This is a genomic window from Sphingomonas flavalba (assembly GCF_047553045.1).
GTDB lineage: Bacteria > Pseudomonadota > Alphaproteobacteria > Sphingomonadales > Sphingomonadaceae > Sphingomonas_L > Sphingomonas_L flavalba_A.
In genome coordinates this window covers 1,440,463-1,464,716 of record NZ_CP180208.1, presented here as the reverse complement: position 1 = coordinate 1,464,716, position 24,254 = coordinate 1,440,463, and the positions used below count along the sequence as shown (strand labels likewise).

Sequence of the window (24,254 nt, the reverse complement as noted above, 5' to 3'; positions counted from 1 at the left end):
GCCAGAGGGTTGGGCGGCCGCCGGCGTGCTTGCACGCGGGAGGAAAGTCCGGGCTCCACGGAACGACGGTGCCGGGTAACGCCCGGCGGGGGCGACCCCAGGGACAGTGCCACAGAGAGCAGGTCGCGACGGCTTCGGCCACGCGAAGGTGAAAGGGTGCGGTAAGAGCGCACCGCGGGCCCGGCAACGGGAACGGCAGGGCAAACCCCACCGGGAGCAAAACCGAATAGGGATGGCATACGGGCCTGTTCCGGCCCGCCGTCCGGGTTGGTTGCTTGAGGCCGGCAGCAATGCCGGTCCTAGAGGAATGGTCGCCCATCCCCGCAAGGGGTGGACAGAACCCGGCTTACAGACCCTCTGGCCTATTCCTTCCCGCCGACCCGTCGCAGCAGATCGGCGGCGAAGGCCGACAGCGTGTCGTCGCGCGCGCCCATTACCACGATACGGTCGCCGGGGCGGGCGAGGGCGACGAGTCGGTCACCGCAGGCGGCGCGGCTGGAATGGTATTCGGCAGTACGGCGGCGGGTGCTGACGGCGTCGACGATCGCTTCGCTGCCGACGTCGCGGTTGACGGTGCCGCCGAAATAGACTGGATCGCACAGCAGCAGCACGTCGTCACCGCCCATATGGTTGACGAAGGTATCGACCAGCGCGTCGCCCATCAGGCGCAGCGGCCCGTAGCCGTGCGGCTGAAAGAACAGCAATAGTCGGCCGGGAAAGGCGTGGAGCGCCGACAGGGTAGCGGCGATCTTGTCCGGATTATGCCCGAAATCGTCGATGACGGTAACGCCGTTGGCGGTGCCGACGATGTCCATCCGCCGGCTGAGGCCGGTAAAGTCGGCAATCGCCCCGGCGGCGTCGGCCAGCGATATGCCGGCGGCGACGGCGGCGCCGAGCGCGCACAGGCCGTTCTGGGCGTTGTGACGGCCGGGGACGGCGAGGTGGACGGCGGCGCTTACGCCGGTTTCCCGGTCGGTGACGGTGAAGCTGACGGCGGCCGGCTCCTCGACCAGCGCGCTGGCGGCGAGACGGGCGGCGGGCGCGTGGAAGCCGACGCCGAGCAGCGCGTCGGCGTGCATCTCAGCCGCGATCGCCGCCGCTCCGGCATCGTCCAGGTTGATGACCGCCCGGCGGGCACGACGGGTGAAGTCGCCGAACAGCACGTGCAGCTCGTCGAGCGACTTATGGTCGAGCGAAATGTTGTTCAGCACCGCGATCGCAGGGGCATAGAGCGCGATCGAGCCGTCGCTTTCATCGACCTCGCTGACAAACGTGTCACCATCCCCGACAAGGGCGCTGGCGAACGGCGCGTCGGGCGTGACGAAATTCTTCATCACCGCGCCGTTCATCACCGTCGGTCGCCGGCCGAGGGCGTGGAAGATCCAGCCGATCATTCCGGTCGTTGTCGACTTGCCGCTGGTGCCGCCGACGGCGATGCCCTGCGCGCTGGCGTTGAACAGGTCGGACAGCAAGGCGGCGCGGGTCAGCCGCGCGCAGCCGAGCGCCACCGCGCGGGCGATGTCCGGCACCGTATCCTCGACCGCGGCGGAGGCGACGACGATCTGCTCCGCGTCGGTGACGCCGCTGCCGTCCTGCGGAAACAGGGCGATGCCCTGAGCGCGGAGGAAGGCGAATTTCGGCGCGGTGCGGCCCTGATCGAGCGCCCGGTCGGAGCCGCTGACCCGGTGGCCGGCGGCGCGCAGGATCAGCGCGAGCGGCAGCATGCCGCTACCGCCGATGCCGCAGAAAAAGTAGGATTTGTGTGCGCTCATCGCCGCGCTATCACGGATTTCGCGGAAGCAGACAAGCGCGGGAGCGGCGATGCGGATCGGAATTGTGGCACCCAGTTGCCCGATCACCCCGGAGATGGCGGAACAGCTCCATCAACTGGTCGGCGGTCGGGCGGAGTTGCGTATCCACCCGCAATGCTACCTGACGCACGGCCATTTCGCCGGGCCGGATGCGGCGCGGGCAGACGCGCTGGTCGAATATGCCAACGACCCGGCAATCGACGCGATCTGGTTCGCGCGCGGCGGCTATGGCGCCTGCCGGATCGTCGAGGCGGTATTGCCCCGCCTGTCCGGCGTCGCCCGCGACAAGCAGTGGATGGGCTATAGCGATGCCGGCACCCTGCTTGGCGCGCTCTATTCCGAAGGATGCAGCCGCGTCGCCCATGGCCCGATGCCGGCGGATCTGAACCGGCGGGGCGGGGAGGCAGCGGTGGCCCGCGCGCTCGACTGGCTGGTCGACGGACGCGCGGCCGCCTGCGAACCATCGCCCGGTCGCAAGGCGGCGTTCAACATCACCATCCTCGCTCATCTGATCGGCCTGCCGTGGCAACCGGAGCTGAGCGGTCATGTCCTGCTGCTGGAAGAAGTGAGCGAGTATCATTACCGGATTGACCGGGCGCTGGCACAGATCACCGCCCACCCCGGCATCCGCCGCGTCGCCGGAATCCGTCTGGGCCGGTGCAGCCAGATCCCGGAAAATGACGTCGATTTCGGCATGGACGAAGTAGCGATCGCGGAGCATTGGTGCCGGGTATCCGGCATCCCGTTCCTCGGCCGCGCCGACATCGGCCATGACAGCGCCAACAAGGTGGTGCCGTTCGGTCGCTAGAGTTTGTCCGCTTCAGGCGGAATCGGCACCACCCTTGGCTTGCGCAGCGCGGCGTGGCACCTATTTGCGGGTCATGGCCCGTTCCCCACGCTCAACCCGATCCCTCGACTGGGGTTTTCCCCGCTGGCGCGCCTATGGTTCGGAGCGCGAAGCGGCGACGGTTCGCCTGTGCGATCGCGTTGGTTGCGAGGAACCGGGCGACCGGCCGGCGCCCAAGGCCCCGAACAGCCGCGAACGCTGGTATTTCTGCGAACGTCACGCCGCCGAATACAATGCCGGCTGGGACTATTTTCAGGGCTTGAGCGCCGAGGAAGCTGCCGCGCGCGAAGCGGACGAGCGCCGCGACGCCGGTGGATACCGGCAGAGCGCGCATCACGGCTGGGCCGGGCCGGGCGACGGCAGCCGGTCCCGCGACGAGATGCGGGCCCTCGATACCCTCGATCTGGAAGTCGACGCCGATTTCGAAGCGGTGAAGACGGCGTGGCGGCGGCTGGCCAAAGAGAATCACCCCGATATCCGCCCCGGCGACGCCGAGGCGGCGGTCCGTTTTCAGGCAATCCAGGCAGCCTATGAGGTGCTGCGTCGGGCAGAGGAGCGCCGACCGGCGTGAAGGCGTCGGTCCGTTCCGACTGGCAGGGCGCGCTGCTGGTCTGTCGCAAATGTTCGAAGCGGCTGGACGGCGGTTTCGGCCCGCGCGGCGAGGCGCGGCTGGCAAAGCTGTTGCGCAAGGCGATCGGTGGCAAAGGGCGTAAAGCGCCACTTGGCGTGGTCGAGACCTGCTGCCTTGGCGTTTGCCCGAAGGGCGCGGTGACCGTGGTCGACACACGTCGGCCGGGCGAATGGCTGCTGGTGCGGCCCGGCGCCGATATCGCCGCGCTTGTCGCCGGGCGGCCGGATCAGAGGTAGCGCTGCGCCGTCGCCTGAATCAGCATGATCATGTTGGGAATGCCCTGAGTTCGATTGGAGCTGAGCTGGTTGCGCAGGTCGAACGGCGCCAGCACGGCGGCAATGTCGGTCGCGGCGATCTCTGCCGGTGCGCGGTCCTGCACGGTTAGCAGGACCAGCGCGATGATACCCTTGGTGATCGCGGCGTTGCTGTCGGCCAGGAAATGCAGCCGCCCGTCGGCAAGGCGGGTCGGGTAGACCCACACCGCCGCCGAACACCCGCGCACCAGTGTCGCGTCGGTTTTCAGCGGCTCCGGCATCGGCTCCAGCGCACGACCGAGGTCGATGAGTTGGCGATAGCGGTCGTCCGGTTCGAGCAGCTCGTAGTCGGCGAGCACATCGGGCAGGGTGGTCATGTCGGCGCATTTAGCGCTGGCCGCCGCCGTCGTCACCCCCACCGTGGCAATGGACGAAGGTTACAGGTCGACGCCGGCGGCGATCGCTTCCAGCTTGCGGATGCGCTCCTTCAGGTCGGCGATCTCGATGCGTGAGCCGGCGGTGGGTGGCGACGTCGCTTCGGCGCGGTGCTGAATTTCCATCCGTTTCAGGTCAAGCCAGCCGCGCCAGCCGCGCAGCGCGGCGGTGGCAACCAGCCCCAGCCCGGCCAGGCTGCTGGCGGCGATGGTGGCGAGAATCACGGGATCGTTCATGGCATGGGCCTCTGCTCGTGATCGGGTAAATCGGGACGGGGTCAGGCCTTGTCGCGCAGGCGTTCGATCTCGCGCTCCAGGCTGTTGTTGTCGTCGGTCGCCAGCCGTTCGAGAACGGCGACGCGGTCCTTCAACGCGCGGATCTCATCGCGCATCCGGCTGGCCTCCGCATCCGGCACGGCTATATCCTGCCGGCCGCCGCGCGATCTGCCGATGCCGTATCGGGCGCGCAACACGCTGGCGACGGCGGTGATCGCGACGATCAGCACGACCATTTCGAACGGATTCATGGGTCTTCTCCCTGTCGGTTCGCGGATCAGTTGGCGATGCCGCGCAACCCCTCGATCTCGTGGGCAAGGCTATGGGCGCTATCGGTGACGATCCGCTCGACATTGGCGAGCCGGTCCTTGATCGCGCCCAACTCGGCGCGGAGCTGGGCGTTCTCCTGCGTGAGAAGCTTGATCCGCTCCTGCGTTTCCTCATCCTTGCGCGGGTAGATCGCCTTGCCCCAACTGTTTTCCAGCGGATAGCCGTGGCGGACGCGCAGCCAGGTGGTGAGTGCCCAGCCGCCGACGCACAGCGCGGTCATGACCGCAATGAACGGGGCCATTTGCTGGAGAAAAAGAAGTTTGTCGGTCATGGGCTTTCCCTGTTTCTTGTCAGCCGCTTCGCGGCGGCGGCGATCCGGTTTCGACGAACCGCCGGGCCGCTTCGATCAGCGCAGGCTGTCGATCTCGTCGGCGAGCCGGCTGTTACGGCTGGTGTAGTACAGTTCCATGTCGGCCAGCCGCCGGTCGATATCGCGGAAGCGGGCGCGAACGTCGCGGGTGGAGCGGGCCGGCGAGGTGCGGACCCCCTGCCAGAACTTCGCCTCCTCCGCCGTACTGTACAGGCCGAGCGGTTTCGGCGTGCCCATCCAGGCGGCTAGCCAGTAGGCAAGCAGCGTCCACGGAAAGCCGCCCATCAGGGTGAGCAGCACCGTGCCGATACGCACCCACATCACGTCTATGCCGGTATAGTCGGCGATCCCGGCGCAGACGCCCAGCCATTTGGCGTTCTGCTTGTCGAGATAGAATTTGGTGCGGCTGGCGCTCATCACAGGTCTCCCCTGATCTTGGTTTCGAGATAATCCGGCGCGGGCCGGCGCAGGTCGATGCCGGGATTGTCGGCGGCGACGATCCGCTCGATCGAGTTCATCCGCTCATCGAGCCGGCGGGCCATTTCGTGCAGTTCGTCGAGCAACTGCTCGTCCTCACGGGTGATGCCGCCGGCTTTTTTCCACTGTGTCACGTAGTGGAGGATCAGCCAGGGCATCGCCACGAACAGGAAGCCGCAGACGAAGATCGGAACGAGAATATCCTCCATCGTATCAGCCCTCCTGCGGCTGGCCGGCAGCCTTGGCCTTCAGCGCGGCCAGCTCTGCCTCGACCTTGTCGTTGGAGCGCAGCTCGGAGATTTCCTCCTCCAGGCTCTTTGGCGCGGCGCCGAAACCGGCGGCATCGGCGCGCCCCTCGGCCAGGTCGGCGCGGCGTTCGAGCAGTTCGAAGCGGCTGAATGCCTCGTCGATCTTCGGCCCGGCATAAGCCTCACGTAGCTTCAGCCGGTTGTGGGCGCTTTCCATGCGGGTGACGATCGCGTTCTGGCGGGCGCGCGCCTCGCGCAGCTTGGCCTGAAGCTTGGCGATGTCCGTTTCCGACGCGTGCAGCGCATCGTCGAGCAGCTTGATCTCCGCTTCCATCTGTTCGGCCATGTCGCGGGCCTTCTGCTTTTCGACCAGCGCGGCCTTTGCCAGGTCTTCCCGGCCCTTGGACAGCGCCAGTTCCGCCTTCTCCGTCCAGCCGTCCTGCAGGCTGCCCAGTTTGACGATATGGCGGCGCATCTCCTTCTGGTCGGCGATCGTCCGCGCTGCGGAAGCGCGAACCTCGACCAGCGTCTCCTCCATCTCGATGATGATCATGCGGATCATCTTCGCCGGGTCCTCCGCCCGATCGAGCAGATCGGTGACGTTGGCGGCGATGATGTCACGGGTGCGCGAGAAGATTCCCATCGTATGGCTCCTGAAACTGAAACGCGGTTGGGGTTGCGGGGTATCCGCCCTGTGCAGGCGGGGTGCCGGGATGAGCGCGCGTGAGGGGGGCATCACGCTCATCCCGGCGGGGCCTGTCGTCATGCCAGCGGCGCGACGACAGGGGATGCATGGGCGGCATCGATCGCCGCCGCACCGGCGGCACCGGCCGGGCCGACCGCGCTCAGCACGCAGGTGGCGCTGAACAGCACGGTGCAGAGCAGGACGGATGTGGCTTTGCTGATCTCATAACCCTTGAACATTATCGGTCTCCCTGTGTTTGGTGCCGCCGGTCGCCCAGGCGGTTCGACCTGTTCTAAGCATTGGCCGTGCCAGAATTGGGCGCGCACGGATTTCCGCCGTTTTTTATGTTTGAATCGTGAGAGCGATGAATTTTTGTTGCCAATAGTTGGGAAATGTCACCATATCCCGGCATGGATCGGAAAGACGCGTTCATCGGTCAGTCGCTGCCCTTCCTGGACTCCGTCGAGCGGGCGAGCCGGGCGGCTGCGCTCAACCGGCCGGTGCTGGTGATCGGCGAGCGCGGCACCGGCAAGGAACTGGTTGCCGAGCGCCTTCACCGCCTCAGTCCGCGCTGGGACGGGCCGCTTGTGGTTATGAACTGCGCCGCGCTACCCGAAACGCTGATCGAAGCGGAACTGTTCGGGCATGAGGCGGGCGCCTTCACCGGCGCGGCGCGGGCGCGGGCGGGGCGTTTCGAGGAAGCGCATGGCGGCACGCTTTTTCTGGACGAGCTGGGCACGCTGTCGGCAGCGGCGCAGGAACGCCTGCTCCGCGCGGTCGAATATGGCGAGGTGACGCGGATCGGGGCGTCGCGGCCGGTACGGGTCGATGTACGCATTGTCGCCGCGACCAACGAAAATCTGCCTGCGCTTGTCGCCCAGAACCGGTTTCGCGCTGACCTGCTCGACCGCCTGTCGTTCGAGGTGGTGACCCTGCCGCCATTGCGCGCTCGCGAAGGCGATGTGCCGGTGCTGGCCGAACATTTCGGGCGGCGGATGGCGGCCGAACTCGGCTGGTCGCGCTGGCCCGGCTTCTCCGACATGGCGATGGCGACGCTGCAGGCGCATCGCTGGCCCGGCAATGTCCGCGAATTGCGCAACGTCGTCGAGCGCGCCGCCTATCGCTGGGATCATCCCGAACGGGCGATCGACGCGATCCAGTTCGATCCGTTCGATTCTCCCTGGGCGCCGGAGGGCGCCGCCGCCCGCCCGCAAGGCGGTGGCCCGGCACCCACGGACGGGGCGGCCGCCCCGGCGGTCGAAATGAACATCACGATCGATGAAATCGGCGATTTCCGCGCCGCCTGCGATGCCTACGAAAAGAAGATTCTGAGCGCGGCGCTGCAACGCTGCCGGTACAATCAGCGGCTGACCGCCAAGACGCTGGCGCTGACCTATGACCAGCTACGCCACGCGATGCGCAAGCACGCGCTAAGCGGCACCGAAGCGGCATCGTAACGCCGCCGTATCTGCGACCCGTTCGCAAAGATAGCACGGGACATTTCGCGGCCCGATGCGTTAGCAGCGATGACGAACGCGGACTCGCCCGCCAGCCAGATGACAGGAGATCAGACGATGGCTTTCATCCTTCCGGACCTTCCCTACGCCAAGACCGCTTTCGGCGATGTGATTTCGGAGAAGACCTTCGATTTCCATCACGGCAAGCATCACAAGGCCTATGTTGACAAGACGAACAGCCTGGTCGGCGATGCCGGTCTGACCGGCGCGTCGCTGTCGGACGTGATCAAGGCGGCGAAGGACAAGGGCAATAAGGGCCTGTTCAATAACGCGGCGCAGATCTGGAACCACAGCTTCTACTGGCTGGGCCTCAGCCCGGAGAAGAAGACGCCGAACGCGGATCTGCAGAAGAAGATCGACGCATCGTTCGGGTCGACCGAAAAGCTGTGCGCCGCGCTGAAGGACGAAGCAGTCGGCCATTTCGCCAGCGGCTGGGCCTGGCTGGTGCTGGACGGCGACGCGCTGAAGATCACGTCGCTGCATGACGCCGACACGCCGCTGGTCCACGGACTGACCCCGCTGCTCACCCTCGACGTGTGGGAGCACGCCTACTACCTCGACTACCAGAACGCCCGGCCAGGCTATGTCGACGCGCTGCTCGCCAACGCGATCAACTGGGACTTCGTCGCGGAAAATCTGGACGGCAAGGGCGTCAGCCGCGCCGACCAGCAGGGCTGAACGAAGAACGCGGGCCGGGGAGGGCGGACACCGCCTTCCCCGGCCCGTCTTTTTTGCCGATCAGCCTTCCGGCGGTAGCGGCGGCGCCTTCGTATCCGGCTCACGCAAGCCGTGTTTCAGCAGCATCGGAATGTTGGCGATCGCGAACAGCAGGGTCAGCGGTACCGCACCCCACAGCTTGAACGCCACCCAGAAATCCCAGCTCTGGGTCCGCCAAACGGCTTCGTTCAGCACCGCCATCGCGAGAAAGAACAGCGCCCAGTTGATGGTCAGCTTGCGCCAGCCGGTATCATCCAGCCCCGGATAAGCGCTTTCCAGCAGCATTCGCAGCAGCGGGCGGCCGGTGGCAAGGCCGTAGCCCAGGATGACGGCGAACATCGTGTAGACGATCGTCGGCTTGACCTTGATGAACGTCTCGTCGTGAAACCAAACGGTCAGCCCGCCGAACACGACGACCAGCGCGCCGGTAATCCACAGCATCGGCGAAATACGGCCCGCCTTCATCCACGACACCAGCATCGCGACCACGGTCGCGACCATGAACGCGCTGGTCGCGACCAGCACCTTCATGACCTTTGGCTCCGGCGCCAGCGCGTTGGCGATGAAGAAGGTCGCCAGCGGCCCGAAGTCCAGCGCCATGCGCAGACCGGGCGAGATCGGGTCCTTCTGGGTAGGCGTGGTCAAGACTGGCTCCTTGAACGGGGGAATGGGGCGGCAACCGCCGACGCGGCCGAAAGCTCCACGCGGATCAGCCGCTGGCTTTGCCGGCTGGCTGGGGATCGGCGCCGGCGATCGCCCGCGCCAGTTCGTCGGCATCGAACGGCCGCAGGTCATCCATGCCTTCGCCGACACCGATCGCGTGGATCGGCAACTGGAATTTCTCGGCCGCCGCGACCAGCACGCCGCCGCGCGCGGTGCCGTCCAGCTTCGTCATCACCAGCCCGGTGACCCCGGCGACTTCCCGGAACACCTCGATCTGCGACAGCGCGTTCTGGCCGGTCGTCGCGTCGAGGACGAGGACGACATCGTGCGGCGCCTCCGGGTTGATCCGACCGAGAACGCGACGGATCTTGGCCAGCTCGTCCATCAGTTCGCGCTTGTTCTGCAAACGGCCGGCGGTGTCGACGATCAGCACGTCGATGCCGGTCGCCGTCGCCTGCTTGACCGCGTCCCACACCAGCCCGGCGGCGTCGCCGCCCTCCGGCCCGGTGACGATCGGCACGCCGATCCGTTCCGCCCAGACCTTGAGCTGACCGATCGCGGCGGCGCGGAAGGTGTCGCCCGCGGCGAGCATCACCCCGTAATCCTGTTCCAGGAACAGGTGGGCGAGCTTGGCGATCGTCGTCGTCTTGCCGGACCCGTTGACGCCGATGACCAGGATCACCTGCGGCCGGGGAAAGGCGTCGACCTCCAGCGGTTCGGCGACCGGGCGCAGTACCTTGGCGATCTCGTCGGCAACGACCTGGCGCACGCCGGCCTCGTCCAGCCCGCGCTCGAAGCGGTCGTCGGCCAGCCGATCGCGGATCCTGCCGGCGGTGGCCGGGCCAAGGTCGGAGACGATCAGCGCCTCTTCGATCTCGTCGAGCGTATCCTTGTCCAGCGTCGTCCGTGTGAACAGACCGGTCAGGTTCTCACCCAGTCGGTCCGACGTGCGCCGGAACCCGCCGATCAGCTTCTCATGCCAGCGTAATCCGCTCATGCCGCTTCCCGTACCAACAGCGTGTCTCCATCGCGCCCGTCGACCGTTACAGCCACGACTGTGCCGGGCAGCGCGGGACGATCGAGACGCAGTCGCGCGAAATTGCCGGCATGGCCCGTCATACCGTCGCGCTCAACCAGCACGGCCTGGGTGGTGCCGGCCAGTTCGTCGAGCCAAACCGCGCGCTGGGCGTCGCAGGCCGCGCGCAGCCGGGCGGCGCGGGCGCGCGCCACTTCCGGCGCGACTTGCGGCATCCGGGCCGCCGGGGTGCCGGCGCGCGGCGAATAGGGGAAGATATGGCCGAAAACGATCGCGCAGTCGGCAACCAGCGCCAGGCTGTTGGCGAACATCGCCTCGGTCTCGGTCGGGAAGCCGGCGATGATGTCGGCGCCGATCGCCACCTCCGGCCGGGCGGCCTTGACCCGTGCGACCAGCGCGACGGCGTCGGCGCGGGCGTGGCGCCGCTTCATCCGTTTCAGGATCATATCGTCGCCGGCCTGCAACGACAGATGAAGATGGGGCATCAGCCTTGGCTCGCCGGTGATCAGGTCGAGCAGCAGCGGATCGATCTCGACCGGGTCCAACGATGAGAGGCGCAGGCGCGGCAGCTCCGGGACCAGTTTCAGAATGCGGGCGACCAGCGCGCCGAGCGTCGGCTGGCCCGGCAGATCGGCACCATAGCTGGTCAGGTCGACGCCGGTCAGGACGACTTCCCGCCGCCCGCTGGCGACCAGCTCGCGGATCGTATCGATCACCGCCCCGGCCGGCAACGAGCGCGCCGGGCCACGCGCATGGGGAATGATGCAGAAGGTGCAGCGGTGGTCGCAGCCATTCTGCACCGCGACGAAGGCGCGGGCATGGTCGCTGTCGGCCGGCACCGTCGGGGCGAAAGGCGCGGGCAGGGGCTCCGAAGTATAGCTGTCGCGCCGGAATTTGTCGGCCAGCCCCAGCACGCGCGACACCTCCGGCATCGCCGCAAAGCTCTGCGGGTCCAGCTCCGCCGCGCAACCGGTGACGAACAGGCGGGCGGCGGGGTGATCGCGCCGGGCCCGGCGGATCGCCTTGCGGGTCTGGCGCACGGCTTCCTGGGTGACGGCACAACTGTTGATAATGACCAGATCGCCCGCATCGGCGGCAACCGCGCGCATCGCCGCGCTCTCGGCGATGTTCAGCCGGCAACCGAGGGTGATCGTCTCGACGCTCATCGAAAAGCGTCCGTGTCGGCCTCGCCGGAAAAAACGTGCGTGGCCGGCCCCCGCATCAGGATACGTCCACCGGGCACCCAGTCGATAACCAGCGGCCCGCCGGGCAGGGTCACGGTCAGCGGCCCGCTGGCCAGCCCGCGCCGGATCGCGGCGACGGCGGTGGCGCAGGCACCGGTTCCGCAGGCGCGGGTCAGTCCGGCGCCGCGTTCCCACACCGCCAGCCGGATATGGTCTGGGGCGAGCATTTGCGCGACGTTGACGTTGATCCGCTGCGGAAACAGCGGGTCATGCTCGATCAGCGGGCCGAGCCGCGCCAGATCGACCGCGTCGAGATCGGGCACGAAGAAGATGACGTGCGGGTTGCCGACATTGACCGCCGCCGGCTGCGCCAGTCCCTCCCAGCCGACCGGCATGGTCAGCGTATCCATCGCGTAGGCGAGGGGGATCCCATCCCAGTCGAAGCGGGGTCCACCCATGTCGACGTTGGCGCCGCCGCCTGCCGCGCTGGCGTGGAGCAGGCCCCCGGCCGTCGCGATCGCGACATCCCCGCCAACCAGCGCGGCGACGCAGCGCGTGGCGTTGCCGCACGCCTCCACCTCGCTGCCGTCGGCGTTGAATATCCGCATCGTCAGGTCGGCGTCGCGGGCCGGTTCGAGCAGGATCAGTTGATCGCAGCCGATGCCGCGGTGGCGGTCGGCGATGCCACGTGCCAGCGCGGCATCGACCGGAAACGCAGTCACGCGCGCGTCGACGACAACGAAGTCGTTGCCCAACCCGTGCATCTTGTGGAACGCGAAGCGCATGGCGCGCGATCTAGGGGCGGCGGGGCCGGAAGTCCATCGCGCCGCTACACCCGGCGTCGCCGGGCGCCTAGCCGGCGAGGCGGGTGCGATCTTCGGCGACCGGCGGCGGCGCGGCCGGTTCGGCCGACGGGTCGGTCGCCCGCGCCGACGGCAGCAGCCCCTTGCCGGCCAGCAATGACCGGACTTCGGTGATCTCCATCGGTCGTCCGAAATGCCAGCCCTGCCCTTCGTTGCAGCCAAGCGCGCGCAGCCGTTCGCCGATCATTTCGTCCTCAATTCCCTCGGCGGTGATGGGGAGGTTCAGGCTTTCGCCAAGCTTGGCGATCGCGTTGACGATCGCGGCGCTCTCCGAATTGTCGTTGATCGACGACACGAAGCTGCGGTCGATCTTGATCCGGTCGAACGGCAGCGCGCGCAGATGGGCGAGGCTGGAATAGCCGGTGCCGAAATCGTCGAGGGCGATACGGATGCCCTGGTTCTTCAGGCTGCCGACAATCGACTGGGCAAGGCCAAGATTCTCGAACAGCGAGCTTTCGGTGATCTCCACCTCAAGCCGTTGCGGCGGAAAGCCGGTTTCGACCAGCAGCTTGACGATCTTCTGCGCCAGCCAGGGGTCCTTCAACTGGGTCGGCGAGATGTTGACCGACAGGGTGAGCGTCGGGTCCCAGTTCCGCGCCTCGACAAACGCCTGCCGCATGACCGCCAGCGACAGGGCGCCGATCATTCCCGCCTCTTCGGCGATCGGGATGAAGATGTCCGGAGGCACCAGCCCCTTGGTCGGGTGGTTCCAGCGCGCCAGCATCTCGAACCCGTGGAGCCGGCCGCTGGTCAGGTCGATCTGCTGTTCGTAATAGGGAACGAATTCGCCGCGCGGTATGCCGTTGCGGATGCCGAGTTCGATCGCGTTGCGGGTCTGCAGTTCCCGTTCCATCGACCCGTCGAACCAGTTGTAGCGGCCGCGCCCCTGGTTCTTGGACACATACATCGCAATGTCCGCGCGGCGGATGAGGGCGTCAACGGTCGAACAATCGTTCTCGATGCGGGCGACGCCGACGGAAATGCTGACATGGGTCTGGACGCCGCCTGCCTCCACAGGCCGGGCGAAGCGGGCGACGATGCCCTCCGCGACGATGTCGACCGCTTCCGGCGCCGCGGCGTCGAACGGCATCGCGCAGGCAAACTCATCCCCGCCGAGCCGCGCCGTCACCGAATCCGCCGGCATGACTTCGCTGATCAGCCGGGCGGCGGCGCAGAGCACCGCATCGCCGATCGCGTGGCCGTTGACGTCGTTGACCGTCTTGAAATGGTCGAGGTCGAGAACCAGCACAGCAACGGAGCGCCCGCGCTTGTCCGCCTTGTCGATCAGCGTTGCGGCGCGATCGAGGAAGCTGCGCCGGTTGGGCAGGCCGGTCAGCGTGTCGCTCGCCGCCAGACGCTGGGCCAGTGCTTCAGCTACAACCCGCTCACGCACCTCGCGCGACAGGTCCGCATAGCGCCGCCAGCCGAACAGCAGCAGGGCGATGTTGAGGATCAACGCGGTGGTCAGAACATGGTCGGCATTGGCGCCGGTGCCGCCGATGAAACCGATCACGGACGGGATGACGGCGCCGCCGGTGCCAATGAACATCAGGATTGCCGCAACGACGATGCCGCCGGCGATAATGTCGCGCTTGGCCGAGGTCACCGACGTCCAGCCAGCGGCCCGTTCAGGCAGGTCGTCGTCGTGCATAATTGGCCCCGTTTCCACCAAATTGGTGCGAGCGTTATCGCAGGAACCGCTCTACAACCTGTTAATAGGCGGCCGGGCGGGTTGCGCGGGCTGCGCCGATCCGCTAGGTGCCCCGGCACGTTTCATTCGGAAGCGGTCTGATGCAGGTGCACCCGTCGGGTGCCCGCCGGTCGGCGAGGTTTCGCCCACCGGCGTTTTTTGCGTTACGGCCGCCCGCCGGGAAACGATGGAGTGCGTGGATGTTCGACAGTCTGAGCGATCGGCTTGGTGGCGTTTTCGACCGCTTGCGCGGCCGTGGCGCGCTGAACGAGGCAGACGTGCGCGCGGCGATGCGCGAAGTTCGCATCGCACTGCTCGAAGCGGACGTCGCGCTGCCGGTGGTCCGCGAGTTCATCGATACGGTGACCGAGCAGGCGGTCGGCGCGCAGGTGCTGAAATCGGTCACGCCCGGCCAGCAGGTCGTCAAGATCGTCAACGACGCGCTGGTCGCGATGCTGGGCGCCGAGGCCAGCGAGCTTCAACTCGACGTCGCACCGCCCGCCATCGTGATGATGGTCGGCCTGCAAGGGTCGGGTAAGACGACGACGACGGCCAAGATCGCCAGGCGGCTGGTCGACAAGGACCGCAAGAAGGTGTTGATGGCGTCGCTCGACGTCAATCGCCCGGCGGCGCAGGAGCAGTTGGCGACGCTTGGCACCCAGATCGGCGTCGCGACCCTGCCGATCGTCGCGGGGCAGCAGCCGGTCGACATCGCCCGCCGGGCGCTGAACGCGGCGAAGCTGCAGGGCTATGACGTGCTGCTGCTCGATACCGCCGGGCGGCTGCACGTCGATCAGGCGCTGATGGATGAAATGCGCGCCGTCGCTGATGTGACGCAGCCGCAGGAAATCCTGCTCGTCGTCGACTCGCTGACCGGCCAGGACGCGGTCAACGTCGCCAAAAGCTTTTCGGAACAGGTGCCGCTGACCGGCGTGGTGCTGACCCGGATGGACGGTGACGCCCGCGGTGGCGCGGCGCTGTCGATGCGCGCGGTCACCGGCCAGCCGATCAAGTTCGCCGGTGTCGGTGAAAAGCTGGACGCGATCGAGCCGTTCCACCCCGGCCGGGTCGCCGGGCGCATCCTCGGCATGGGCGATGTCGTCGGGCTGGTCGAACGCGCCGCCGAGACGATCCAGCAGGACGAAGCGGAAAAGCTCGCCGCCAAGATGGCCAAGGGCCAGTTCGACATGGACGACCTGCGCAGCCAGTTGAACCAGATGCGGCGGATGGGCGGGCTGGGCGCGCTGGCCGGCATGATCCCGGGCATGAAGAAGGCGCAGGCGGCGATGGCCGCCGGCGCGGTCGACGACAAGGTGCTGTTGCGTATGGACGCGATGATCTCGTCGATGACGCCGAAGGAACGCGCCCGCCCCGAACTGATGAACGCCAAGCGCAAGATCCGCGTCGCCAAGGGCAGCGGCACCACGGTGCAGGACGTCAACCGCCTGATGAAGATGCATCAGGAAATGGCGACGACGATGAAGAAGATCCGCAAGATGGGCGGGTTGAAGGGGCTGGCGGCGATGTTCGGCAAGGGCGGGGGCATGCCCGGCGCCGGTGCCGGCGGCATGGGCGGCCTGCCCGGTGGCATGCCGGACTTGCCGGGTCTGCCCGGCGGGCCGGGGATGCCCAAGCTACCGCCCGGTTTCCAGAATTTTTTGAAGAAGAAATAGGTTCAAGCAAAGGAAGAAAATATGGCAGTTTCCATTCGCCTGTCGCGCAGCGGTTCCAAGAAGCGCCCTTATTACCGGATCGTCGTTGCCGACGCGCGTTCGCCGCGTGACGGCAGCTTCATCGAGAAGATCGGCACCTACAACCCGCTGCTCGCCAAGGATTCGCCGGACCGGGTGAAGCTGGACGCCGATCGCGCCAAGCACTGGCTGGGCGTCGGCGCGCAGCCGACCGACCGTGTCGCCCGCTTCCTCGACGCGCTGGGCGTCAAGGAGCGCGCCGCGCGCAACAACCCGAAGAAGGGCGAGATGGGCGAAAAGGCCAAGGAGCGCATCGAAGAGCGCGCCAAGAAGGCCGCCGACGCCGAGGAAGCGCGCAAGGCCGCCGAAGCCCAGCCGGAGCCGGAAGTCGAAGCCCCCGCTGAAGTAGCGGAAGCCGCGCCGGAAGCCGAAGCTGCCCCGGCCGAGGTCGCTGAAACCCCGGCGGCTGAGGAAGCCCCCGCCGCCGAGGGCGATGCCGCCCCGGCCGAGGTCGCTGAAACCCCGGCGGCTGAGGAAGCCCCCGCCGCCGAGGGCGATGCCGCCCCGGCCCCGGCCGAGGGCTGAGCATGGCCAAGCCCCTCCCGCCCGCGGGAGGGGCGGACCGGCCCGTGACCCTGGCCGCCGTGATCGGCGCGCACGGGGTGACGGGCGAGGTCCGCCTGAAGCTGTTCACCGACGCGCCGGATAATCTGAAGGCCTATCCGGCTTTCGATGCCGGCGGACGGGCCTTGACGCTGAAGACGATCAGGCCGGGCAGCAACGGCGCGATCGCCCGCTTCGCCGAGATCGCCGATCGTGACGCGGCCGAGGCATTGCGCGGCGTGGCGCTCACCGTGCCGCGCTCCGCCCTGCCGCCGCTGGGCGACGGCGAATATTACCATGCCGACCTGATCGGCCTGCCGGCGGTGTCCACGGCGGGCGAGGCGCTCGGCCACTGCGTCGCGGTCGAGAATTTCGGCGCCGGCGACGTGATCGAGATCGAACGCCCCGACGGCCGCCGCTTCATGGTGCCGATGCGCGCCGACGCGGTGCCGGCATGGGATGCCGAAGCGCTGGTCGTTGACGCTCTGTTCGCTGCGTAATATATACGTACGTATATACGGAGCGCATGATGTCGATTGTCACCAAGGTTTTCAAAGCGGGGAATTCGGCGGCTGTCCGCTTGCCGAAGGACCTTGGTTTCGCTCCGGGTACCGAGGTGGAACTGGTCAAGGAAGCGGACGGCGTTCGCTTGCGGCCTGTCCGTCGCAGGATCGACCTGACCGGAATCGCAGGTTCGATGCCGGGTCTGAAGCCATTGCCACGCGAGGATTTCGACGACCCGCCACGCACCTGGGATCAAGCCGATCGGCCAGCCGCCGGCTGACATGCAGTATCTGCTCGATACCAATTGCTGCATCTACCTTCTGGCAGGAAGCCACCCGGCGCTGACGGCGCGGGTTGAACGGTGTGCAGTCGGCGAGGTGGCGATATCGGCGATCGTCTATGCCGAGGTCGCGCTCGGCACGGCACACGGCAAATCGCCGGACCTAGCCGGGCTGGCCGCGTTTGTCGGTCAAGTACCGGTTTTACCTTTTGATTACGCTGCCGGGCGGGCCTATGCCGGATTGCCGTTTCGGCGGGGGCGCTTCGATCGCTTGCTCGCCGCGCATGCTCTGAGCCTGGATGCGACAGTCATCACCAACAACGAAGCCGATTTCGCCGATATCCCCGGCCTGAAGATCGAGAACTGGACGCTGCCGCTTTGACCTTCGCCGCCACCGTGCTGACCCTTTATCCGGAAATGTTTCCCGGGCCGCTCGGCACGTCGCTGGCCGGGCGGGCGCTGCGCGACGGGGTGTGGCGGTGCGAAGCGGTGCAGATTCGCGATTTCGCGACCGACAAGCACCGCTCGGTCGACGATACGCCGGCCGGCGGCGGCGCGGGGATGGTGATGCGCGCGGACGTGCTGGCGGCGGCGGTCGACAGCGTCGCCGACACAAGGCCGCTCCTGGCGATGACGCCGCGTGGCGCGCCGCTGACCCAGGCACGGGTACGTGCGCTGGCCGCCGGACCCGGCGCCATCATCCTGTGCGGTCGTTTCGAGGGGATCGACGAGCGGCTGTTCGCCGCCCGGGCGGTCGAGCCGGTGTCGATCGGCGACTATGTGCTGTCGGGGGGCGAGACGGCGGCGATCGTGCTGCTCGACGCTTGCATTCGGCTGCTGCCCGGCGTAATGGGCGCGGCTTCCAGCGGGGACGAGGAAAGCTTCGAAAGCGGCCTCCTCGAATATCCGCATTATACCCGACCTGCTGAATGGGAAGGGCGCACGATCCCTGAAGTGCTGCGATCGGGGGATCATGCGAAAATCGCCGCCTGGCGGAAACGGCAGGCGGAGGATGATACACGGTCACGGCGGCCGGACCTTTGGGAGCGCTACAGTGGCGCTCGGGACCAGTCGCCCTCTGGCGCGCAGGCGAAAAGGAAGGACGAGAGGTAAATGAACCTCATCCAGACGCTCGAGGCCGAGGCGATCGAGCAGATCAAGACCGGCAAGACGATTCCGGAATTCCGCCCCGGTGACACGCTGCGCGTCGGCGTGAAGGTCGTCGAAGGCGAACGCACCCGCGTGCAGGCTTATGAGGGCGTGTGCATCGCCCGCGCCAATCGCGGCATGGGTTCGTCGTTCACCGTCCGCAAGATTTCGTTCGGTGAGGGCGTCGAGCGCGTCTTCCCGCTGTATTCGCCGAACATCGATTCGATTGAAGTTGTGCGTAGGGGCGTCGTCCGCCGCGCCAAGCTCTATTATCTGCGCGGTCGGCGCGGCAAGTCCGCCCGTATCGCCGAGCGGCGCGAGACCCGCGAGACGCAGGCCGACTAAGCGGCTCTGTCCTCCACCAGGCAAGAAGGGGCGTGGAAGCAATAGCTTCCGCGCCCTTTTCATGCACAAAAGTCTGGCCTTGCGTGCCCGCTCCGCCGTAGAGCGCCGGGATGACCGGATCGCACCTGCTCGACCGCCCGCTCTGGACCGCGCTCAATACCGGGCTTGCCGCCTTTGCCGAGGGGGGCGGGCGGGCCGTGCGGCTGAACGCCGATTACGGCGTGTTCCTCGCCGCCGCCGAGCCGACCGAAGAATGCCTTACCGCCGCCGCCGCGCTGGTCGCGCCCGGCGAAAGGCTGTCGATGCTGGAGGGGGAGCCATGGCCGCTGCCGCCGGGCACCGCCGTCGCGTTCGAGGCGAGCTGCGACCAGATGATCGCCGAGGCAGTCCACGGTGCGGCGCCGACATTTGAAACCGTCGAGCTGACCGATGCCGATGCGGGGGAGATGCTGGCGCTGGCGCAACTCACCGAACCCGGCCCGGTCGCGCGGCGGACCAACCGGCTCGGCGGCTTTATCGGCGTGCGCGACGGCGGGCGGCTGGTGGCGATGGCCGGGGAACGGCTGCGCGTGCCCGGATTCGTCGAGGTGAGCGGCGTCTGCACCCACCCCGATTATCGCGGGCGGGGCTATGCCGGCGGGCTGTCGCGGCTGATCGCGATGCGCATTCTGGCACGAGGCGAACAGCCGTTCCTGCACGTCTATACCGACAATCTCCCGACCGTCGCGCTCTACGCGTCGCTCGGCTTCGCCTTCCGCCGCACGCTGATCCACCGGGTGATCGTCCGCGCTTGATCTGCTGCGGCAGCGGCAACATAAGTGGCCATGACCCGTCACTTCCTTGCTGCAGCCGCGCTGCTCGTCTCCGCCATGCCCGCAACAGCCCAGACCCCGCTCACCCTTGAACGCATCTTCGGCAACCCGGCGCTGTCCGGCCCGACGCCGCGCGCCGTCGCCCTGTCGCCCGACGGCAAATGGCTGACCTCGTTGCGCAACCGCGCCGACGAGAAGGAACGCTACGACCTGTGGGCGGTCGATACCGCCAGCGGCGCCGCGCATATGCTGGTCGATTCCGGCAAGCTGGGCAGCGGCGCGGAATTGTCGGAGGCGGAGAAGATGCAGCGCGAGCGGGCGCGCATCGCCGACTTCAAGGGCATCGTCTCCTATAGCTGGAGCGCCGACGGCAAGACGCTGCTCGTGCCGCTGGACGGCGACCTCTATCTCGCCGCGCTCGACGGCTCGGTCAGGCGGCTGACCGACACGCCGACCAGCGAACTGGACGGCACGACCAGCCCCAAGGGCGGCTATGTCTCGTTCGTGCGCGACCAGAATTTGGTGGTGCTCGACCTCGCGACCGGCACGGAGCGGCAATTGACCAGCGACGGCGGCGACACGCTCAGCTGGGGCGTCGCCGAATTTGTCGCGCAGGAGGAAATGGACCGGCGGCGCGGCCACTGGTGGTCGCCGGACGACCGGCGGATCGCGGTCGCGCGGGTCGACGAAAGCCCGGTCGCCGTCGTCACCCGCGCGGCGATCGGCGCCGACGGCACCAAGGTATATGCCCAGCGCTATCCGAAGGCCGGCACTCCCAACGCCCGGGTCGACCTGTATGTCATGACGCTGGACGGCGCCGCGCCGGTGAAAGTCGACCTTGGCGCCGACACGGATATCTATCTGGCGCGGGTCGACTGGCTGCCCGACGGCTCCGCGCTGCTCGTCCAGCGCCAGAACCGCGCCCAGACCCGGCTGGATGTGCTGCGCGTCGACCCGGCGACCGGCAAGGCGGCGGTGCTGTTCAGCGAAACGGCGAAGAGCTGGATCAACCTGAACGACAACCTGCGGCCGCTGAAGGACGGGCGGCTGCTCTGGTCGTCCGAACGTGACGGGTACAGCCACCTCTTTTTGTGGAAAGCGGGAAAATGGACCCAGCTGACCAAGGGGCCGTGGCAGGTGAAGGATCTGGTCGGCGTCGATGAGGCGAAAGGGCGCCTGTGGTTCACCGCTAATCGCGACACGCCGCTGGAATGGCAGCTCTACAGCGTCGACATCGTGCGGCCGGGGCAGGTCAACCGCCTGACCGAACCGGGCTACACCAACGCCGCGGTCATGGACCGGGCGGCCAGCCGGCTGATCGTCACCCGTTCCAGCCCCAGCCAGCCGCCACAATCCTATCTGGCCGGCGCCGACGGCCAGCGGATCGCGTGGATCGAGGAGAATCGCGTCGCCGGCGACCACCCCTATGCGCCCTACATGGCGGCGCATGTCGTGCCGGAATTCGGCACGATCGCGGCGGCGGACGGTTCCGCGCTCCATTACAAGCTGATGCGGCCGACCGGGTTTAGCGGGCCGCGCCCGGTGCTGCTGCAGGTCTATGGCGGGCCGGGGGCGGGGCGGCAGGTGACGCACGACTGGGTCAATCCGCTGCAGGAATATTTCGTCTCGAAGGGATGGATCGTCTTTTCGCTCGACAATCGCGGTACGCCGGACCGGGGCAAGGCGTTCGAGGACCAGATCCACCGCGCAATGGGCGGTGTCGAGGTTGCCGATCAGCTTGCCGGTGTCGCCTGGCTGAAGGCGCGGGCAGACGTCGATCCGAAACGGATCGCCGTGTTCGGCTGGTCCTACGGCGGCTACATGACCCTGAAGCTGCTGGCTGCGGCGCCGGGCACCTTTGCCGCCGGCGTTTCCGGCGCACCGCCGACGAAGTGGGAACTCTACGACACCCATTACACCGAACGCTACATGGGCAATCCGGCGACCGACCCGGCGCCCTACCAGCGGTCGGACGCGCTGACCGATGCGGACCGGATCGCCGATCCGCTGCTGCTGGTCCACGGCATGTCGGACGACAATGTCGTGTTCGACAACTCAACCGCGCTGATGGCGAAGTTGCAGGCGGCGGCGATCCCGTTCGAGACCATGGTCTATCCCGGGCAGGGGCACCGCGTCGCCGGGCCGGGGATCAGTGTCCACCTCTATACGACGATAGAGAATTTCCTGAACGCGAAGGTTCGCGATCGGGCGGAGTGACGGTCAGGCGTCGGCCCCGGCGGCGGCGGTGTTCTCCTGTCGGCGGATTCGCTCGCGATAGACGATGTAGAGGCCGCTGGCGATGATCAGCGGCGCGCCCAGCCACATCGCCATCGTCGGCAGTGTATCGAACAGCAGAAAGCCGAGCAGCGTCGACCAGAGCAGGTTGGAATAGTCCATCGGCAGGACCACCGACACCGGCGCCAGTTTCAGCGAGGTTGTCAGGGCAAACTGGGCCAGACCCCCGGTAAGGCCGAGCGCCAGCAGCATCGCCCAGGTGACCGCGTCGTGGGCGTGGCCGGCGAAGGGTAGGGCGAAGGCAAGCGGGACGGTGGACAGGATGGTGAACCAGAACACCGTCGTAGTCGCGTCCTCCGTCCGCCCGATCTGGCGCAGGGTGATGCTGACCCCGGCGATCGCGATGGAAGCGAGCAGGCCGACGCCAATACCAAGCGGCGACAGGTGGGTGCCGGCGGGCTGGGCGACGATGACGACGCCGGCGAAACCGACGACGACCGCCAGCCAGCGGTGGATGCCGGTCGGTTCGCGCAGGACCAGCGCCGACAGGATCGTCGCGAAGATCGGCACGGAGAACAGGATCGTCGTCGCCTCCGCCAGCGGCAGCAGGATGAAGGTCGCGAAGTTCAGCACCATGCCGACCATGCCGAGGCCGGTGCGCCAGGCGTGGGCGCCGATCCGGCTGGTGCGGACGGAGGCGAGGCCGGGGCCGGCGACGATCCAGCCGAGCACCAGGGGCAGGGCAAGAGCCTGGCGGTAGAAAACACTTTCGAACAGCGTCACGCCGCGCATGGCGAGAAGCTTGACCAGCGCCAGCATGATCGACAGGCAAAGGATGGAAAACAGGCGCGCGGCGATCCCGGCCAGGCGCGTATCCCGCCTCATGCGCCTGCCGCCGTTCGTGCCGCTGCCCGATGCGCCCGCCGATTCATGCGCGGCTTATCGCGGCATTGGCGCGGGGAGTAAACGGCGGCCTGCCGGGCTGGAAGGGTTGACGGACGGCGCCCGGCGCTTTCAAGGAGGCGCGGGGCAAGGCACCGCCGCGCCCCGGTTCCGACCACCCCCGGCCCCTTCCGCCAAATGGAAGGGGGGAGTAGCCATGAAACACGCCCTTTCCGTCACCCGCGAGCAGGATTTCGCCGCCTGGTATCAGGCCGTCATCACCGAAGCCGACATGGCGGAGGATTCGGGGGTGCGCGGCTGCATGGTCATCCGGCCGTGGGGCTATGGCATATGGGAACGCATCCAGGCCCTGCTCGACGCGCGGATCAAGGCGAGCGGGCACGAAAACTGCTATTTTCCGATCTTCATCCCGCTGTCCTATTTCGAAAAGGAAGCGGAGCATGTCGAGGGCTTCGCCAAGGAGATGGCGGTCGTCACCCACCACCGGCTGAAAGGGGAAGCGGGCCGGCTGGTCGTCGACCCCGACGCGAAGCTGGAAGAACCGCTGGTCGTGCGGCCGACGTCGGAAACGGTGATCGGCACCGCCTTCGCCCGCTGGACCCAGTCGTGGCGCGACCTGCCGTTGATGATCAACCAGTGGGCCAATGTCGTGCGCTGGGAAATGCGGACGCGGATGTTCCTGCGCACCTCCGAATTCCTGTGGCAGGAAGGACATACCGCCCACGCCACACGCGACGAGGCGGAGGCGGAGACCCGGATGGCGCTGGAGATGTATCGCAGCTTTGCCGAAGACGCGCTGGCCATGCCGGTCATTGCCGGGGAAAAGCCGGAAAACGAGCGTTTTCCCGGCGCCGTCGTCACCTATTCGATCGAAGCGATGATGCAGGACGGTAAGGCGCTGCAGGCCGGCACGTCCCATTTCCTCGGCCAGAATTTCGCGACCGCACAGAACATCCGCTTTCAGGACAAGGACGGCCAGACCGCCTTTGCGTGGACGACGAGCTGGGGCCTGTCGACTCGGATGATCGGCGGCATCATCATGGTGCATGGCGACGACGACGGCCTGCGCCTGCCGCCGGTTGTGGCGCCTCGCCAGGTGGTGATCGTGCCGATGCTGCGCGACAATGACGAGGACGAGGCGGTCCTCGATTACTGCAAGGCGATCGCCGCCGACGTGGCGCGGCAAAGCGCGTTCGGCGAGCCGGTGCGCGTGCTGGTCGACACCAAGGCGACCAAGGCGGCCGGCAAACGCTGGGGCTGGGTGAAGAAGGGCGCGCCGATCATCGTCGAAGTCGGCGGCCGGGATCTGGCCGCCGGCAATGTGTCGGCGCTGCGCCGCGACCGGCTGTACACCCCGGAAGGCAAACTGGCCTCGGCCATTGTTGCCCGTGACGCGTTTGCCGCCAGCGTGGCTGCGACGCTGGAGGAAATCCAGACCAATCTCCACGGCGAAGCCAAGGCGCGGCTGGAGGTGGCGATTCGCCGCGACGTCACCGACTTTGCCGGAGTCGAGGCGTTCTTTGCGGAAGGGGTGGTCCGGCCGGGCTGGCTGGAAGTCGAGTGGGCGCGCCCGACGGGCGCCGAACTGGATCAGGTGATCGAACGGCTGAAGGCGCTGAAGCTGACGCTGCGCAATGTGCCGCTCGATGCGGCGCCGGCGGCCGGGGTTTGCGTATTCACCGGCGCGCCGGCCGTCGAGCGCGTACTCGTCGGCCGCGCGTACTGACGGAAATGGCGGGGCGGGGCGCAACCGCCCCGC

The 24,254-nt window shown here is 67.5% G+C and carries 30 protein-coding genes and 1 other RNA gene; 16 read left to right on the top strand and 15 right to left on the bottom strand.

Annotated features, from left to right (window positions below; translation table 11 throughout):
- The first annotated feature begins 1 nt into the window (after position 1).
- Positions 2 to 365, top strand: an RNA gene (gene rnpB, locus ACMT1E_RS07030) — RNase P RNA component class A.
- Here the strand turns inward: rnpB and ACMT1E_RS07025 are convergent.
- Positions 363 to 1,772 (bottom strand): glutamate ligase domain-containing protein, encoded by a 1,410-nt coding sequence (locus ACMT1E_RS07025; RefSeq protein ID WP_414903008.1) that lies wholly within the window; start codon positions 1,770 to 1,772, stop codon positions 363 to 365. The two genes, rnpB and ACMT1E_RS07025, sit on opposite strands and share 3 nt — an antisense overlap.
- Positions 1,773 to 1,821: 49 nt before the next feature.
- On the opposite strand from ACMT1E_RS07025, the gene ACMT1E_RS07020 reads away from it, so the two are divergent.
- The 3 genes from ACMT1E_RS07020 (at position 1,822) to ACMT1E_RS07010 (ending at position 3,525) form a co-directional block, all read left to right on the top strand.
- Positions 1,822 to 2,619: an LD-carboxypeptidase gene (locus ACMT1E_RS07020; RefSeq protein ID WP_414903006.1), complete on the top strand. Its 798-nt coding sequence runs from the start codon at positions 1,822 to 1,824 to the stop codon at positions 2,617 to 2,619.
- A 73-nt stretch (positions 2,620 to 2,692) separates the two neighbouring features.
- Complete coding sequence (locus ACMT1E_RS07015; protein WP_414903004.1) at positions 2,693 to 3,229, top strand: J domain-containing protein; 537 nt, start codon at positions 2,693 to 2,695, stop codon at positions 3,227 to 3,229.
- Positions 3,226 to 3,525 (top strand): (2Fe-2S) ferredoxin domain-containing protein, encoded by a 300-nt coding sequence (locus ACMT1E_RS07010; protein ID WP_414903002.1) that lies wholly within the window; start codon positions 3,226 to 3,228, stop codon positions 3,523 to 3,525. The genes ACMT1E_RS07015 and ACMT1E_RS07010 overlap by 4 nt, the downstream gene beginning before the upstream one ends.
- Here ACMT1E_RS07010 and ACMT1E_RS07005 read toward each other — a convergent pair.
- The 8 genes from ACMT1E_RS07005 to ACMT1E_RS06970 all read right to left on the bottom strand — a co-directional run bounded on the left by ACMT1E_RS07005 (position 3,516) and on the right by ACMT1E_RS06970 (position 6,542).
- Complete coding sequence (locus tag ACMT1E_RS07005; RefSeq protein WP_414903000.1) at positions 3,516 to 3,920, bottom strand: SufE family protein; 405 nt, start codon at positions 3,918 to 3,920, stop codon at positions 3,516 to 3,518. The two genes, ACMT1E_RS07010 and ACMT1E_RS07005, sit on opposite strands and share 10 nt — an antisense overlap.
- A 60-nt stretch (positions 3,921 to 3,980) precedes the next feature.
- Positions 3,981 to 4,214 carry a hypothetical protein gene (locus tag ACMT1E_RS07000; protein ID WP_414902998.1) on the bottom strand — a complete coding sequence of 78 codons (234 nt, stop codon included), beginning with the start codon at positions 4,212 to 4,214 and terminating at the stop codon, positions 3,981 to 3,983.
- A 41-nt stretch (positions 4,215 to 4,255) separates the two neighbouring features.
- The gene (locus ACMT1E_RS06995; RefSeq protein ID WP_414902996.1) at positions 4,256 to 4,504 is read right to left on the bottom strand and encodes a hypothetical protein; all 249 of its coding nucleotides are present in this window, start codon (positions 4,502 to 4,504) and stop codon (positions 4,256 to 4,258) included.
- Between the two features lie 26 nt (positions 4,505 to 4,530).
- The gene (locus tag ACMT1E_RS06990) at positions 4,531 to 4,854 is read right to left on the bottom strand and encodes a hypothetical protein (RefSeq protein ID WP_414902995.1); all 324 of its coding nucleotides are present in this window, start codon (positions 4,852 to 4,854) and stop codon (positions 4,531 to 4,533) included.
- A gap of 75 nt (positions 4,855 to 4,929) precedes the next feature.
- Positions 4,930 to 5,310 (bottom strand): envelope stress response membrane protein PspC, encoded by a 381-nt coding sequence (gene pspC / locus ACMT1E_RS06985; RefSeq protein ID WP_414902993.1) that lies wholly within the window; start codon positions 5,308 to 5,310, stop codon positions 4,930 to 4,932.
- Complete coding sequence (gene pspB / locus ACMT1E_RS06980; protein ID WP_136161584.1) at positions 5,310 to 5,579, bottom strand: envelope stress response membrane protein PspB; 270 nt, start codon at positions 5,577 to 5,579, stop codon at positions 5,310 to 5,312. Before pspB ends, pspC begins: the two co-directional genes overlap by 1 nt.
- Positions 5,580 to 5,583: 4 nt before the next feature.
- Entirely contained in the window at positions 5,584 to 6,261 is a 678-nt protein-coding gene (gene pspA, locus ACMT1E_RS06975) for a phage shock protein PspA (protein ID WP_414902991.1), read from the bottom strand.
- 119 nt (positions 6,262 to 6,380) lie between these two features.
- Entirely contained in the window at positions 6,381 to 6,542 is a 162-nt protein-coding gene (locus ACMT1E_RS06970) for a hypothetical protein (RefSeq protein WP_414902989.1), read from the bottom strand.
- A 171-nt stretch (positions 6,543 to 6,713) separates the two neighbouring features.
- On the opposite strand from ACMT1E_RS06970, the gene pspF reads away from it, so the two are divergent.
- Both pspF and ACMT1E_RS06960 read left to right on the top strand, forming a co-directional pair.
- Positions 6,714 to 7,760, top strand: coding sequence for a phage shock protein operon transcriptional activator (gene pspF / locus ACMT1E_RS06965; RefSeq protein WP_414903306.1), 1,047 nt, complete (start codon positions 6,714 to 6,716; stop codon positions 7,758 to 7,760).
- A gap of 117 nt (positions 7,761 to 7,877) precedes the next feature.
- Positions 7,878 to 8,498, top strand: a complete 621-nt coding sequence (locus ACMT1E_RS06960; protein ID WP_414902988.1) for a superoxide dismutase — start codon at positions 7,878 to 7,880, stop codon at positions 8,496 to 8,498.
- Positions 8,499 to 8,558: 60 nt separating this feature from the next.
- On the opposite strand, the gene ACMT1E_RS06955 is transcribed toward ACMT1E_RS06960, so the two are convergent.
- The 5 genes from ACMT1E_RS06955 to ACMT1E_RS06935 all read right to left on the bottom strand — a co-directional run bounded on the left by ACMT1E_RS06955 (position 8,559) and on the right by ACMT1E_RS06935 (position 13,934).
- Positions 8,559 to 9,137, bottom strand: coding sequence for a septation protein A (locus ACMT1E_RS06955; RefSeq protein ID WP_414903304.1), 579 nt, complete (start codon positions 9,135 to 9,137; stop codon positions 8,559 to 8,561).
- A gap of 109 nt (positions 9,138 to 9,246) precedes the next feature.
- Positions 9,247 to 10,197 (bottom strand): signal recognition particle-docking protein FtsY, encoded by a 951-nt coding sequence (gene ftsY / locus ACMT1E_RS06950; protein ID WP_414902986.1) that lies wholly within the window; start codon positions 10,195 to 10,197, stop codon positions 9,247 to 9,249.
- Entirely contained in the window at positions 10,194 to 11,402 is a 1,209-nt protein-coding gene (gene mtaB / locus ACMT1E_RS06945; protein ID WP_414902984.1) for a tRNA (N(6)-L-threonylcarbamoyladenosine(37)-C(2))-methylthiotransferase MtaB, read from the bottom strand. Before mtaB ends, ftsY begins: the two co-directional genes overlap by 4 nt.
- The gene (gene dapF / locus ACMT1E_RS06940; protein ID WP_414902982.1) at positions 11,399 to 12,205 is read right to left on the bottom strand and encodes a diaminopimelate epimerase; all 807 of its coding nucleotides are present in this window, start codon (positions 12,203 to 12,205) and stop codon (positions 11,399 to 11,401) included. The genes mtaB and dapF overlap by 4 nt, the downstream gene beginning before the upstream one ends.
- Positions 12,206 to 12,272: 67 nt before the next feature.
- Positions 12,273 to 13,934, bottom strand: a complete 1,662-nt coding sequence (locus tag ACMT1E_RS06935) for a putative bifunctional diguanylate cyclase/phosphodiesterase (protein ID WP_414902980.1) — start codon at positions 13,932 to 13,934, stop codon at positions 12,273 to 12,275.
- 239 nt (positions 13,935 to 14,173) lie between these two features.
- On the opposite strand from ACMT1E_RS06935, the gene ffh reads away from it, so the two are divergent.
- The 9 genes from ffh (at position 14,174) to ACMT1E_RS06890 (ending at position 21,574) form a co-directional block, all read left to right on the top strand.
- Entirely contained in the window at positions 14,174 to 15,646 is a 1,473-nt protein-coding gene (gene ffh / locus ACMT1E_RS06930) for a signal recognition particle protein (protein ID WP_414902978.1), read from the top strand.
- A 21-nt stretch (positions 15,647 to 15,667) separates the two neighbouring features.
- Positions 15,668 to 16,249, top strand: coding sequence for a 30S ribosomal protein S16 (gene rpsP, locus ACMT1E_RS06925; RefSeq protein ID WP_414902976.1), 582 nt, complete (start codon positions 15,668 to 15,670; stop codon positions 16,247 to 16,249).
- A gap of 2 nt (positions 16,250 to 16,251) precedes the next feature.
- Positions 16,252 to 16,767 (top strand): ribosome maturation factor RimM, encoded by a 516-nt coding sequence (gene rimM / locus ACMT1E_RS06920; RefSeq protein WP_414902975.1) that lies wholly within the window; start codon positions 16,252 to 16,254, stop codon positions 16,765 to 16,767.
- A gap of 29 nt (positions 16,768 to 16,796) precedes the next feature.
- On the top strand, positions 16,797 to 17,051 hold the full coding sequence (locus tag ACMT1E_RS06915; protein ID WP_414902973.1) for an antitoxin: 255 nt from the start codon (positions 16,797 to 16,799) through the stop codon (positions 17,049 to 17,051).
- A gap of 1 nt (position 17,052) precedes the next feature.
- Positions 17,053 to 17,433, top strand: coding sequence for a type II toxin-antitoxin system VapC family toxin (locus tag ACMT1E_RS06910; RefSeq protein WP_414902971.1), 381 nt, complete (start codon positions 17,053 to 17,055; stop codon positions 17,431 to 17,433).
- A complete protein-coding gene (gene trmD, locus ACMT1E_RS06905; protein WP_414902969.1) occupies positions 17,430 to 18,164 on the top strand; it encodes a tRNA (guanosine(37)-N1)-methyltransferase TrmD in 735 nt (244 codons plus the stop codon). The genes ACMT1E_RS06910 and trmD overlap by 4 nt, the downstream gene beginning before the upstream one ends.
- Positions 18,165 to 18,545: a 50S ribosomal protein L19 gene (rplS, locus tag ACMT1E_RS06900; RefSeq protein WP_414902968.1), complete on the top strand. Its 381-nt coding sequence runs from the start codon at positions 18,165 to 18,167 to the stop codon at positions 18,543 to 18,545.
- Positions 18,546 to 18,655: 110 nt separating this feature from the next.
- Positions 18,656 to 19,339, top strand: coding sequence for a GNAT family N-acetyltransferase (locus tag ACMT1E_RS06895; protein WP_414902966.1), 684 nt, complete (start codon positions 18,656 to 18,658; stop codon positions 19,337 to 19,339).
- A gap of 30 nt (positions 19,340 to 19,369) precedes the next feature.
- Positions 19,370 to 21,574, top strand: coding sequence for a DPP IV N-terminal domain-containing protein (locus ACMT1E_RS06890; RefSeq protein WP_414902964.1), 2,205 nt, complete (start codon positions 19,370 to 19,372; stop codon positions 21,572 to 21,574).
- A 3-nt stretch (positions 21,575 to 21,577) separates the two neighbouring features.
- Here ACMT1E_RS06890 and ACMT1E_RS06885 read toward each other — a convergent pair whose 3' ends face one another.
- On the bottom strand, positions 21,578 to 22,477 hold the full coding sequence (locus ACMT1E_RS06885) for a DMT family transporter (RefSeq protein WP_414902962.1): 900 nt from the start codon (positions 22,475 to 22,477) through the stop codon (positions 21,578 to 21,580).
- Between the two features lie 214 nt (positions 22,478 to 22,691).
- Here ACMT1E_RS06885 and proS point away from each other — a divergent pair, with 214 nt between their 5' ends.
- On the top strand, positions 22,692 to 24,221 hold the full coding sequence (proS, locus tag ACMT1E_RS06880; protein ID WP_414902960.1) for a proline--tRNA ligase: 1,530 nt from the start codon (positions 22,692 to 22,694) through the stop codon (positions 24,219 to 24,221).
- Positions 24,222 to 24,254: the final 33 nt, after the last annotated feature.